This is a genomic window from Marinifilum sp. (assembly GCF_965230805.1).
In the GTDB taxonomy this organism is placed as follows: domain Bacteria; phylum Bacteroidota; class Bacteroidia; order Bacteroidales; family Marinifilaceae; genus Marinifilum.
The window spans coordinates 1,048,786-1,061,212 of record NZ_OZ246019.1 but is presented as its reverse complement, the minus strand read 5'-3'; the positions used below and the strand labels follow the sequence as shown (position 1 = coordinate 1,061,212).

Below are 12,427 nucleotides of genomic sequence, written 5' to 3'. Positions count from 1 at the left end.
GTTGAATTCAAATGTGAATTCGTGATTATTTACTAAAATCTACATCTAATCCTATAAAGAGCGTTCTTCCTGGATTTAATGTGCCGTAATGAGAGCCATATGGCCTGTTATCTGTATAGTTGAACAAGTTGTCGATACCAGCCGTGATTCTTATTTTATAGTTTCTCCACTGCCTGAAACTAAAGTTTGATGTTAGTTTCCAAAGTTGATAGGCGTCAGCGTAACTACGCTCAAGGTCTTCTTCCAAATAGAATCGGTTAGATTTATAAACACCAGATAAGTTGATATTCAACTTCTTCTTCTTCCATCTCTCAGTCCATGAAAGTTTCCAGGTAGCACTGTGTTCCGAAATACCATTTAATCTAATGTCCTGTGTTAGATTTCTGGCATACACATAGCTGTAGCTTCCATTAAAAATGAGTTGCGAAAATATTGGGTAGCTAAAGTGCCAATCTGCACCAAAAGTTCTTGCATCATCAATATTGTAGCGCTTTTTGCTTTCTTCAATTCCTCTTCGCGAGTGATCGTAGGTTGTGGGAATAATTTTGTAATCGATTTTGTCGTATAGGCGATTCAGGTATACACTTAAGCCAGTTTTAAACTTATTTGCACTAAATTCACTGGATAAAGCTAAATAATGTGATTTTTGAGCTTTTAGATCCTCGTTTCCAAGGTACAATCGATACATGCCCATGCGATTACTTTCATAGTAATAGTATAATTCTCTTAGAGTAGGGCTCTTGTAACCATTTGAGTATGTAAACCTGTGAGTGAAATTAGCCTCTTTATACATCATGGTTAATTTGGGAGTTAGTGCAAAACCTGATTTATCATGATAAATACTTCTAATGCCCACAACCAAATCAAACTTTTTGCTAAGTTTCATCTCATCCTGAGTATACAATGAGTAAGTGTAGGAGTTTACATTAGGTGTGCTTAGTCGGTATTTGGCTTCGAGGTATTCGCCTTTAACTTCGCTTCCAAAAATCAATTTGTGCCTGTCGTTTAGCCCTAAAACCCCTTTACATTGTAAAATCACATTCACCTCATCCGAATTTTTGAATCGATCGCCCGGATAGTAGGTTTTCTTAATCACATCTGAATCCGTAATATAGGTTTCGTTGTATTTGTATGGATATTCGGTATAATACAAATAGTTATCTGCATCAATACTGAAACTTAGGTAATCATTCTTATTAAGTTTGTACTTGCCTCCAAGTGATACAGCCCTGTCGTTGTAGTAATAGTTGTGCATTTGCGCCCTGAATGGAAAGTACAGTGTTTTTTCGTACCAGGACAAATCCATATTTAAACTCAATTTTTGATTTACCTCGTACTCTAAAAGCTGGCTAATGGTATATGCTTTACTTTTGTTTACTGGTTTGTAGAAGGTATGAACCAAAAAAGGCAAATCATGATTAGATTCCCATTTGTTGTTATACTTCATTGAATTCAGCTGATATCCTGCCTTCTGTTTGTAATTAAAAGTGGTTTTCCCCGATAGTTTTCCTTTGCTAAAACCAAAGCTGTTTAGTTGTTTAAATTCTCCATAAGCACCCAGTCTGGAACTAGAGTTCACGCTTGTTTTGCCTTTTAATTTTTTGGTGATGATATTGATTACACCAGCAATGGCATCTGATCCATACAGTGTAGATGAGGCACCCTTAACAACTTCGATTTGCTCAATATCGTCTGAGTTAATTCGACTCAAATCGGTATAACCACCAACACCACCAGTAAGTCTTTTTCCGTTTACAAGAACTAGAACATAGTCTCTTCCCAAACCATTTATCTTGATATTAGAACCCATAGAGCTTCTGGTATAATCTATTGAGGAAGAAATGCCAGAAATGATCTCTTCAATATTTCTTCCCGAAAGATCTGTAATATCAGATTTGGTAATTATTTCGGTTTGTACAGGGGTATTATCAATTTTGTGATGAGTTCCCGTTCCTGTTACAACCACAGGTGCTATGCAAAATGATTTTGGTTGAAGTGCAATATTAAAGCTATAAGGATCAGTATCTAATGTGATCGTTTGACTGAATTTTTCGTAACCCAAAACCGAAACAGAAAGAATATATGATCCTTTTTTAAGTTCATCAAATCTATATAAACCGCCATTATTAGTAGTTGTGGTAACATTTAAACCATCCAAATAAAGGTAGGCAAAATCAATACCTTCATTGGTTTTGTTATTGTACACCTTGCCACTAAGGCTAATTTTTTGTGAGAATGCGGAAAAACATACTATCTGCATTAACATCATGCAAAAAAACTTATGCATAGTAAAAATTTACTAATGCATTCCTGGAACAAATGAGGTAAATGTATTCTGAAAATAAAACCAACCATCATTAACTTCTTTTCCCGGAAGCAATAATTAAACAATAACTGTTGGCAGGTTTCCTGACTTTCCCTATTCTTAACTCCTTCCCATCCCCAAATATCGGGACAGTGGATAATGACTGTTAAGAAAAAATTAATGCCTAAGCATTAATGGGATTTACAGTAGCGGGTACTGTTCCGGAATTACACCGGATTCCCTTTTAACCCAATTTGCTGATTGCAAATCGAGCACCAAAAGCGTTGCAAATGTATTATTTTTTATTGATAAGAAAAATAGAACTGGAGTCAATACTTGTGTTAAGGAGCATTTTTTTGTTGAAAGCGTGCTGAGACAAAATAGATGTTCGATTCTGTATTTCTCTCATGAACTATTCCCCGATAAACTTCTATATTTACTGCCGCAAATCAGAATACAAATGATAGATACATTAGAACAAGGATTTTTTGGTATTGGTATACAGAACGGAAAAACACCCGAGAACTTAGGTGTGTTGTGGCGTTCAGCCCAGAATATGGGCGCTAGCTTTATATTTACTGTTGGTAAACGCTATGCAAAGCAAGCCTGTGATACACATAAAGCAACGGGAGCTATGCCATATTTCCATTACGATAATTTCGATGATTTTTATGCTCATCTGCCTAAAGGAGCTGTTTTGGTGGGAGTGGAGCTTGATGATAAGGCTGTAGAATTGGAAGAATTCAAGCATCCACGTCGTTGTGTGTATCTTTTAGGAGCCGAAGACAATGGCTTAACCAAAACTGCAATCGAAAAATCGCATCACCTGGTAAAGTTTGATACTCGTTTAAGTATAAATGTATCTGCAGCAGGTAGCATCATCATGTACGATAGAAATCTAAAAACTAAGCTTGGCAAGACTTTATATTGATTTTCTAGACTTTTTCTAGTACAATAGCAATTCCCTGTCCAACTCCAATACACATGGTGCAAAGTGCATATTTAGCATCGGAGTTGATGAGCTGATAATAAGCCGATGTAGTGATGCGGGCTCCACTCATTCCAAGCGGATGACCTAAGGCAATAGCGCCTCCCAAAGGATTAATACGAGGATCATCATCAGCAAGACCCAGTTCACGAGTACAACCAAGCGATTGGGCAGCAAATGCTTCATTTAGTTCAATAATGTCCATATCATCAAGTTGGAGTCCCGTTAGTTTAAGCACTTTTTGTGTGGCGCTTACTGGTCCCATACCCATAATTCGAGGCAGAACACCAGCAGTGGCCATGCCCAATATCTTCACTTTAGGAGTTAGTTTGTACCTTTTTACAGCTTCTTCGGAAGCCAATAAAATTGCTGCAGCACCATCATTTACTCCCGAAGCATTTCCTGCTGTTATACTTCCATTTGGTCCTGAAATGGATTTTAAACTGGCCAGTTTCTCCAATGAGGAAAGTCGGGGATGCTCGTCGGTAGAGAAGAGGATTGGTTCGGCTTTTCGCTGTGGTATTTCAACTGGAACAATCTCGTGAGCCAAACTTCCATTTTCCTGAGCTATTTGAGCTTTCTCCTGACTCCATCGGGCAAATTTGTCTTGATCCTCACGACTGATATTAAAATCATCTGCAATATTTTGTGCCGTTTGAATCATTCCTTCGGTACCATACAATTGGTCAAGCTTTTTATTCACAAATCGCCAACCGATTGTTGTATCTTCCAGTTTTTGAGTACGACCAAAAGCTGTTTCGGCTTTTCCCATCACAAAAGGAGCTCTTGACATGCTTTCTACACCTCCGGCAATCATAACATGCGCTTCTCCTGCTTTTATGGCTCTTGCAGCACTTCCAATAGCATCCATTCCCGATCCGCACAAACGATTAATGGTGACTGCCGAAACTATTTCAGGAAAACCAGCCAAAAGAGTAGCCATACGAGCTACATTTCGGTTGTCTTCACCCGCCTGATTGGCACAGCCCATTAAAACATCATCAATGGCGTTCCAATCCATATCGGGATTTCTGTCCATTAAGGCTTTTAAAGGAATTGCTGCCAAATCATCGGTTCGAATCGAAGCTAATGATCCTGAATATTTTCCTACAGGTGTTCTTATGGCATCGCAGATATAAACATTTGTCATCATATGGTTGCTTTTGGAGCCTAGTGAATGTGAGTTCGACCTATGCTTAAATTATTTTTGATCACTTTATACTTACCACTTTATACTTTCTATTTATTTGGCAAAGTGATGGATTTCGGCTTTGTATTTCTTAAATCCATTGTACATGGATTGAGATAGACGATCCACTTCTACTTGCGTAATGGTAGTGGCAAACATACAAGCAAAGGTATTGATCAGAATCAAATTCTCGTGAAGGAATAGATAATCCAGAAGGTCAACAATTACCTTTCTTTCATCTGGTGCCTGATAAGTTTCTCGATAATTACGAGGATCTTTGTGACGAAAATGGAAACGAAACATTGATCCACCACCTGTAATCACAACAGGAACATCGGCTAACTGGATGGCTTCACGAATTTGTTTTTTAGCAATTTCTGCCATTCTATTGATATCATCTACAGCTTTCCTGTCGTATAACTGCATGGCTACTTTTCCAGCAATCATGGTAACAGGATTGGCCGAGAAAGTACCTGAATGTGGTTGTTTAATTACTTTTTGTGTTGGATCGAACACCTTCATTATTTTTGCATCTCCAGCAATGGCCCCAACTGGAAAACCGCCACCTATAATTTTTCCAAGCGCAGTCATGTCAGGCTTAACCGGATATAAATGCTGAGCACCACTATAAGTTACACGATAGGTTACTACTTCGTCGAATACCAAAAGCACCTTATTCTTTCTGGTCCAATTGTAGATTGCCACCAAAAATTCTTCTTCAATAGGAAACATGCCAACCCGGTGCGAAACCGGATCGATTAACACACAGGCCAATTCATCTTTATTGGCTTCGAGTAAATTAATCGTTCTCTCAATATCATTATATGGAAATACAATTACATCCTTTTTTACATTTTCAGGAGTGCCAAAGGTTACCGGAACCGAATTGGGCTTATCGATATCTCCCCAATTGTGAGGTTCAGCAATCTGACTGATTTCTGCAAAATCGTAAGTGCCGTGATAGGCTCCTTCAGCCTTTGCAATTTTAGGATGGCCCGTATAAGCACGGGCTGCTTTTATCATGGACATTACTGCCTCGGTACCAGAGTTCACAAACCTAATTTTCTCGAACTCCTTATTTCTTTCAACCAATAACTCGCCAAATTCCACTTCCACTTCACTTCCTAGTGTATAAGCAGTACCATTTTGCATCTGTTCGGTAACGGCATCAACAATTACAGGGTGGGAGTGACCATGAATCAATGAAGCCATATTATTGGCGAAATCTATTCTGGTATTACCATCGATATCTGTTACATAGCTGCCTTTTGCCTGCGCCACATAAAAAGGGTGGGGACGACGGAAAATAGTATTTCTGCTTACACCACCAGTAATTACTTTTTTGGCTCTCTTATACAGTTCCAGACTTGATTTATAATTTACATTATTCCCATTTTTCATGATGATTTCAGCGTTTAGATTATTGAAATAATTTGGCTTCGGTATGTTCCTGTAAATATTCAAAATCCACATTCGGAGCTAGTTTTCTAACAAAAAGTCCTTCTTTTTTTACATCGATAATGGCCAGATTTGTATAAATGGTTTCAACTACCGCTTTTCCCGTTAATGGATAGCTACATTGATTTAGGATTTTGGGTTTGCCATCTTTGGTGTTGTGCTTTGTAATCACAAGAATCCTTTTTACACCTGCAACCAAATCCATTGCTCCACCTACAGCCGGTATGGCATTGGCAGCACCTGTCGACCAGTTCGCCAAATCCCCATCTTTAGAGATTTGCATCGCACCCAAAACGCATACATCTATGTGTCCTCCTCTAATCATTGTAAAGCTATCGGCATGATGAAAGAAGCATGCTCCAGGTATGGCAGTAACCGATTTTTTACCAGCATTTATTAATTCAGGATCTTCTTGTCCGGCCATTGGAACAGCCCCCATTCCAAGCAATCCATTTTCAGTCTGATAGATGAGTTCACGACCTTCGGGAACAAAGTCGGCCACCATTTCGGGCATTCCAATCCCCAGATTCACATAAGAGCCATCAGGAATGTCCATGGCTACATTTTGAGCCATTTCGGTCTTGCTCCAACCAATTTTTATTTCATTTGCTACCATGGATATGTAAGTTTTTGTGCCACCAAATCAGATTCATTGGCTGGCTGTGAAACTTCAACAATATGATTCACAAAAATTCCTGGTGTTATCACGATTTCTGGATCTATTACACCTGCATCTACAATCTTTCTAGCCTGAACAATGCTTGTTTTGGCAGCAGTACACATGATTGGTCCAAAATTACGCGCGGTCGCATGATAGGTTAAATTGCCATAACGATCGGCCAGTTGGCATTTTACCAACGAAAAATCAGCTTTAATACCTCTTTCCAGCACATATTCAATACCATCAAAAATTCGGGATTCTTTGCCTTTGGCCAAGGGCGTATCCACCGAAGCGGGAGTGTAGAATGCCGGTATTCCAGCTCCTCCGGCTCTGATTCTCTCTGCCAGTGTTCCCTGTGGTACGAGCTCCAATTCTATTTCTCCAGCATTGTAAAGTTCGGGAAATACCGTTGAGTTGGCAGTTCTTGGGAAGGAACAGATCATTTTTTTTACTCTTCTCTGTTCGATTAAGGCAGCCAATCCCACATTTCCACTTCCGGTATTGTTACTCACCACGGTAAGTTCTTTTGCCCCTTGATCTATTAGGGCATGAATCAATTCAATAGGACTGCCTGCTTCGCCAAAGCCTCCAATCATCACCGTAGCTCCATCGTGAATGGATTTTACTGCTTCGGCTAGCGATTTTACTGTTTTGTTAATCATAGAATAGGAATGATATCATTTAAACAATAACTATTTTTTTTCCAGATGCTTTTCTATGGCTTCTAATTCATCCGTATAGAAATATTTTTCTCCTTCAAAAGGTTTCAGTTTTTCAATTGTGTTTTGTTTGTCATCATACTCTGCCAAGTACACTTTATCCATCCATTCCATATTGCGGGCTTCGTTAAATTTAAGTGCAAAGGCAGTTTTCCCGTTTACCTCTACAGTTCCCAACATGGATGCTTTCCCTGCCGAGGAAGTCATGGAAATATATCTTGAAGGTCGACCAACCGACGGAAGACTTCGGTATATCTGACTAAAGACTTTATTGATATCGGCCAAAGGAGCCGTAAAGTAGTGGTGTTCTCCTGTTGGTCGTGCATAATACATGGAGTGGAAACCAATGCCCAACATCATTAAAACATGCCCAAGATCTATCCAGTTTTGAGCAGATTTATCGATATCGATTCCTCCTTTATCATTAGGGAATAAACTAATGTGTTTCATAATTGGACTCTGACTTTTTACCGTAATGCCAGCAGCTCTTAATCGGCGAACAGCAGCTATGGTGGTCAGGTTCATCAATTCTTTCGGACCTGAGAAATGTCCCATCCAAATCACTTGAATTCCATTATCGATTAATTCTTTATAGAGCGCCAAGGTATTATCAAAGCTCGACTTTAGAACCATTTGTGGATCGAAAGTCAAACTTCTTGAAGCCATGCGAACATTACGGATGTGCGAAAGTTCAGGATCGGTTGTTAATGGCAATAAATACTCTTTCAGCCTCGAATAAGGCATTAGGCCACCATCGCCACCAGTAAGCAAAACATCGGTTACTTCTTTATGCTCTCGCAGATATTTATGAACCTGATCAATATCTTCTTGTATAAACATATCTTCGTCACCTCTTACCTGTGCATGACGAAAACAATAATTGCAGAAAGCAAAACAACTTTGCGTGCTTTTATCGAAAACAAGAAAGCATTGTGGGTATTTGTGCTGACTGCCATCCAGAATTTCAATATCGCCATGCTCATTTTCAAAGCATGCCTTGTTCAACAATTGTTTACCATCATGTGGATTGGTGCTACGGATGTACTCCTCACAAACTTGTTGCTTTTCCTCTTCTGTTTTGGCCTTCCTGTAAATTTCCAACAATTCGGCTTTCATCATTCCGGGTTGAGGAAATACCAATTGAAATACAGAATCATTTTTGTAGTCTTTCCAGTTTATGGTATTTAATACGTGCTTGGTAGCCAAAAATCGATACACATTAATGAAAAGTTCACGTTCTTCGATATAACCTATATCAATGCCATTTTGGTTGAGAACAGTAATGATTTCTCTAAAACCTTCGATACCAGTATAGCGGTTTTTGTTAGAGGTAAACATTGGTGCGCTTTCCTCTTTTAAAATGGAGTATTGAGGAAAATTATGATGCAATTTGTTGATGAGACTGGCAGGTAGTAAATTTTCTCTTTCGATGTTTTGGGCTGCGTTTTCATCAATTCCGTGATGAGCAAATTGTCTGGAAAAATCAATTTTATCGGAACAAGACATAAATATTATTTAAAGTTCAACAATTAGTAAGATACAAAATCATCCCTTTCAAATTCGTGGCGCTATCCATAATAAGCATAGTGAAGTTATCCATTTCCTAGTTGTTATCAGGATGCAGGATCAAATGACAAATACCAATTGAAATAGCGAATGATATTTAGTATGAATCATTCGGTGATTTAGTTGGTATAAACACCAATCAAGTTACAACAAAAACCGATATGATTTATGCAAATGTGCTTGGTATTAAGGAAGGTAGATAGATACTTTGTAATAGTAGTTTAAATGCCAGTAGCCATCACAATGCTGTGTGTATAAAAGATGACATTCATAGCATTTGCTTGCGGAAAAGTGAGAGGTTATTTTTTAGGCATGTGGCCTGGAACTTCTCTTCTCATTTGTGTACTGTTTTTATGCTATGCTAGATTTATTCGATATAAAATTCTTCAAATCATTTGGAGAATTTAAAAATTGTCTGCATTTTCGTTTCGTAATTTTACGAAATACGAAATACATGGAAGAAGTAAAAGAGTTTTATTCCGCTGAAGAAAAAAAACTAGCCAGGTATGCCAAAGCCTTATCGCATCCTGTTCGAGTTTATATATGCGATTTATTATCGAAGCAATCTTGTTGTTACAGTGGCGATTTAGCCGAAGAGGTTCCAATTGCACGATCAACTTTATCGCAGCACCTTAAAGAATTAAAAAACTCTGGTTTGGTGCAAGGAGAAATTAATCCTCCTAAAATTAAATATTGTTTAAATAAAGAGAACTGGGCAGAGGCTCAACAATTATTCAAAGAATTTTTCAAATGATTTGTATTTGAAAATTTCATATAAAAATCAGTAACTAGAACTAATAAAACAATCAAAAAGTATTAAAATGGACATTAAAGTATTAGGACCAGGATGTAAAAAGTGTGGTACGCTGACTGAGGCAACAAAAAAAGCTGTTGAAGAATTAGCTATTGATGCAAAAGTTGAAAAAATCGACGATATGGTAAAGATTTTATCATATGGTGTAATGTCAACACCTGCTTTAGTTATTAACGAAAAAGTTGTGGTGAGTGGCAAAGTTCCTTCTGTATCAGAAATCAAGGAGTTGATTGAAAAAGCTTAAAATCATAACAATTCTTTTTACATACAGAAATTCAAAAGGACACAAGAATGAGAATTATTTCATGGCAATACTGGTATAACACTAAAACGTAAACAAAATGAAGCAATTAATAACATTCAGTTTTCTGGCATTAGCACTTAGTATTGGCGCCTGCCAATCGAAAAATAAAAAAGAAACAGCATCGGCTTGGCCAAGTTCTTGCGGCAATTGTAAAGCCTCGACCGAATGCCAAGCAACATCAAACACTGCCGAAGCAGGGGTATATTATTTTCATGGTGACAGAAAATGCAAAACTTGTAAGGCAGTAGGAACAAAAGCGAAAGAAATAGCAGAATCTCTAAAAGTAAAATTCTTCGATATCAATTTCGATAAAGAAAACAACAAGGAATTGGCTAAAACTTTTCACGCAAGTAGTTCTGGCTTGTACATCAAGAGTTCTAAATCGGGAGAAATTCAGGATTTAACAATATTTGCTTTCCGCAATGCACTTAATGATACTCCTGCATATGTCGAAAAATTACAAACTGTAATTAAAGCAGAGCTTCAATAAGATCGAAATGGAATACTTGGATCAATTATTATCGCAAAGTAACTTACCTGTATTTACTGCATTTTTATTAGGCATTATGACAGCAATTAGCCCTTGTCCTTTGGCAACTAACATTACTGCCACTGCCTATATCAGTAAAAATTTAAGCAACAAAAAAAGAATCTTTTTAAACGGATTGGTTTATACGCTTGGAAGAGCAATTAGCTATACTGTTGTTGGAATAATTCTGTTTTTCGGTGCCAGTAAGTTCGATATCTCAAGCTTCTTCAATACCTATGGCGAAAGATTATTGGGACCCTTGTTAATCATCATCGGAATATTCATGCTCGATATTATATCCATTAACTTTCCTGGTGTTGGCTCAATTGCCGATAAGCTGAATAGCGAAAAAATAAGGGGGAAGTATTGGGGAGCCTTGTTAATGGGAATGGTGTTTGCTTTGGCATTTTGTCCATACAGTGGGGTTCTTTATTTCGGGATGTTAATTCCTCTTACCATTTCGCAAGTAGATGGTTTATTTTTACCAATTGTTTTTGCAATTGCTACCGGCCTACCCGTAATTATAATTGCTTATTTACTGGCATTCACATTGTCGGGTGTTGGCAGTTTTTACAATAAGATTAAAACCTTCGAATTCTGGTTTAGAAAAGTAGCAGCTGTGATTTTTATTTCAGCCGGCGTGTATTTCACGTACATTTTCTTTATAGGATAGAAATGTAATGTTATACTAGTTTTTATCATGAAGCCATTATGATTAAAGGAATTGTTATACATACTTGTTAATGATTATTTTGATCTTGCGGCTTTTGTCTGACAAATGGGAAAATAACAAGATTCATTTTATGGTAATACTGGTACTGCATATAAAATCAAAATTTAACAATGATTAGATCAATACAAATTACAAACAGAAATCAACTATTATTGGTTTTCTTGTCCTTGCCATTGTGGTATCTTCTATACGCAAACCTTCAGAATATTTCCGATTTTTTTATTGATACGGTTTTTAGGATGAGAGCAGGAACTCATTTAACGGAAACCATGCGTTTCTTTGTTTTCGAGGTTCCTAAAGTACTTCTTTTACTGGTACTGATTATTTTTGGAGTTGGTATAATTCGAAGCTATTTCTCTCCCGAAAAAACCAGAAAGGCTTTGGCTGGCAAGTCTACCTTTTTAGGAAACGTAATGGCAGCTTTATTAGGCGTTGTTACACCATTCTGTTCTTGTTCTGCAATTCCATTGTTTTTGGGGTTTGTAGAGGCAGGAGTGCCATTGGGTGTTACATTTAGTTTCCTGATAGCCGCACCAATGGTTAACGAAATAGCACTAATCATGCTGGTTGGTTTGTTTGGCTGGAAAACTGCAATTATTTATACCCTTACGGGATTGCTTATCGCAATTGTTTCAGGTTGGTTAATTGGTGTTTTAAAGTTGGAAAAGTACGTGCAAGAGTGGGTATTCGATGTAAAAACGGGTCAACCCGACGAAGATGTAACTAAAATTCCATTCTCTAATAGGATTAAAGCCGGTCTTGATTCGGTTAAGGAAATTGTAGGTAAAATATGGTTATACATTGTAATTGGGGTTGCCATTGGGGCTGGTGCTCATGGTTATGTGCCCGAAGATTTTATGGCTAACCTAATGGGGAAATCGGCTTGGTATTCCGTACCACTGTCAATTGTAATCGGAATACCAATGTATTCCAATGCAGCAGGTATTATCCCCATAGTTAGTGTATTAATCGAAAAAGGAGCTTCTCTTGGAACAGCTTTGGCATTTATGATGTCGGTAATCGGATTATCACTTCCTGAGGTCATTATCCTAAAGAAAGTACTTAAAATGCCTTTGATTTTAGCTTTTGTTGGAATTGTAGCAGCAGGAATACTTTGCGTTGGATTTATTTTTAACTTTATCTATTAAGTTATGGTATGAG

12 protein-coding genes and 1 riboswitch are annotated in these 12,427 nt (G+C 37.7%); of the genes, 6 read left to right on the top strand and 6 right to left on the bottom strand.

Features of this window, described 5'->3' with window-relative positions; translation table 11 throughout:
- Positions 1-25 precede the first annotated feature (25 nt).
- Positions 26-2,287, bottom strand: a complete 2,262-nt coding sequence (locus ACO05S_RS04070; RefSeq protein WP_421920264.1) for a TonB-dependent receptor — start codon at positions 2,285-2,287, stop codon at positions 26-28.
- Positions 2,288-2,382: 95 nt separating this feature from the next.
- Positions 2,383-2,600: riboswitch (cobalamin riboswitch) on the bottom strand.
- A 165-nt stretch (positions 2,601-2,765) separates the two neighbouring features.
- Here ACO05S_RS04070 and ACO05S_RS04065 point away from each other — a divergent pair.
- The gene (locus tag ACO05S_RS04065; protein WP_421920263.1) at positions 2,766-3,236 is read left to right on the top strand and encodes an RNA methyltransferase; all 471 of its coding nucleotides are present in this window, start codon (positions 2,766-2,768) and stop codon (positions 3,234-3,236) included.
- A 4-nt stretch (positions 3,237-3,240) separates the two neighbouring features.
- On the opposite strand, the gene pcaF is transcribed toward ACO05S_RS04065, so the two are convergent.
- From pcaF to ACO05S_RS04040, 5 genes are all read right to left on the bottom strand, one after another.
- Positions 3,241-4,446 (bottom strand): 3-oxoadipyl-CoA thiolase, encoded by a 1,206-nt coding sequence (pcaF, locus tag ACO05S_RS04060; RefSeq protein ID WP_421920262.1) that lies wholly within the window; start codon positions 4,444-4,446, stop codon positions 3,241-3,243.
- Positions 4,447-4,536: 90 nt separating this feature from the next.
- Complete coding sequence (locus ACO05S_RS04055; protein ID WP_421920261.1) at positions 4,537-5,883, bottom strand: aspartate aminotransferase family protein; 1,347 nt, start codon at positions 5,881-5,883, stop codon at positions 4,537-4,539.
- A gap of 19 nt (positions 5,884-5,902) precedes the next feature.
- Positions 5,903-6,556, bottom strand: coding sequence for a 3-oxoacid CoA-transferase subunit B (locus ACO05S_RS04050; protein WP_421920260.1), 654 nt, complete (start codon positions 6,554-6,556; stop codon positions 5,903-5,905).
- Entirely contained in the window at positions 6,550-7,263 is a 714-nt protein-coding gene (locus tag ACO05S_RS04045; protein WP_421920259.1) for a 3-oxoacid CoA-transferase subunit A, read from the bottom strand. Before ACO05S_RS04045 ends, ACO05S_RS04050 begins: the two co-directional genes overlap by 7 nt.
- Before the next feature lie 30 nt (positions 7,264-7,293).
- A complete protein-coding gene (locus ACO05S_RS04040; protein WP_421920258.1) occupies positions 7,294-8,826 on the bottom strand; it encodes a hypothetical protein in 1,533 nt (510 codons plus the stop codon).
- Between the two features lie 514 nt (positions 8,827-9,340).
- Here ACO05S_RS04040 and ACO05S_RS04035 point away from each other — a divergent pair.
- The 5 genes from ACO05S_RS04035 to ACO05S_RS04015 all read left to right on the top strand — a co-directional run bounded on the left by ACO05S_RS04035 (position 9,341) and on the right by ACO05S_RS04015 (position 12,414).
- Positions 9,341-9,640, top strand: coding sequence for an ArsR/SmtB family transcription factor (locus ACO05S_RS04035; protein WP_421920257.1), 300 nt, complete (start codon positions 9,341-9,343; stop codon positions 9,638-9,640).
- A gap of 67 nt (positions 9,641-9,707) precedes the next feature.
- Entirely contained in the window at positions 9,708-9,944 is a 237-nt protein-coding gene (locus ACO05S_RS04030) for a thioredoxin family protein (RefSeq protein WP_421920256.1), read from the top strand.
- A 97-nt stretch (positions 9,945-10,041) separates the two neighbouring features.
- Positions 10,042-10,494, top strand: coding sequence for a nitrophenyl compound nitroreductase subunit ArsF family protein (locus ACO05S_RS04025; protein ID WP_421920255.1), 453 nt, complete (start codon positions 10,042-10,044; stop codon positions 10,492-10,494).
- 7 nt (positions 10,495-10,501) lie between these two features.
- A complete protein-coding gene (locus ACO05S_RS04020; protein WP_421920254.1) occupies positions 10,502-11,206 on the top strand; it encodes an aromatic aminobenezylarsenical efflux permease ArsG family transporter in 705 nt (234 codons plus the stop codon).
- A gap of 170 nt (positions 11,207-11,376) precedes the next feature.
- Entirely contained in the window at positions 11,377-12,414 is a 1,038-nt protein-coding gene (locus ACO05S_RS04015; protein WP_421920253.1) for a permease, read from the top strand.
- Positions 12,415-12,427: the final 13 nt, after the last annotated feature.

What these genes read in the sequence shown, in the direction of transcription:
- ACO05S_RS04070 (WP_421920264.1), bottom strand. Translation starts at nt 2,287, where the DNA reads ATGCATAAGTTTTTTTGCATGATGTTAATGCAGATAGTATGTTTTTCC.
- ACO05S_RS04065 (WP_421920263.1), top strand. Translation starts at nt 2,766, where the DNA reads ATGATAGATACATTAGAACAAGGATTTTTTGGTATTGGTATACAGAAC.
- pcaF (WP_421920262.1), bottom strand. Translation starts at nt 4,446, where the DNA reads ATGATGACAAATGTTTATATCTGCGATGCCATAAGAACACCTGTAGGA.
- ACO05S_RS04055 (WP_421920261.1), bottom strand. Translation starts at nt 5,883, where the DNA reads ATGAAAAATGGGAATAATGTAAATTATAAATCAAGTCTGGAACTGTAT.
- ACO05S_RS04050 (WP_421920260.1), bottom strand. Translation starts at nt 6,556, where the DNA reads ATGGTAGCAAATGAAATAAAAATTGGTTGGAGCAAGACCGAAATGGCT.
- ACO05S_RS04045 (WP_421920259.1), bottom strand. Translation starts at nt 7,263, where the DNA reads ATGATTAACAAAACAGTAAAATCGCTAGCCGAAGCAGTAAAATCCATT.
- ACO05S_RS04040 (WP_421920258.1), bottom strand. Translation starts at nt 8,826, where the DNA reads ATGTCTTGTTCCGATAAAATTGATTTTTCCAGACAATTTGCTCATCAC.
- ACO05S_RS04035 (WP_421920257.1), top strand. Translation starts at nt 9,341, where the DNA reads ATGGAAGAAGTAAAAGAGTTTTATTCCGCTGAAGAAAAAAAACTAGCC.
- ACO05S_RS04030 (WP_421920256.1), top strand. Translation starts at nt 9,708, where the DNA reads ATGGACATTAAAGTATTAGGACCAGGATGTAAAAAGTGTGGTACGCTG.
- ACO05S_RS04025 (WP_421920255.1), top strand. Translation starts at nt 10,042, where the DNA reads ATGAAGCAATTAATAACATTCAGTTTTCTGGCATTAGCACTTAGTATT.
- ACO05S_RS04020 (WP_421920254.1), top strand. Translation starts at nt 10,502, where the DNA reads ATGGAATACTTGGATCAATTATTATCGCAAAGTAACTTACCTGTATTT.
- ACO05S_RS04015 (WP_421920253.1), top strand. Translation starts at nt 11,377, where the DNA reads ATGATTAGATCAATACAAATTACAAACAGAAATCAACTATTATTGGTT.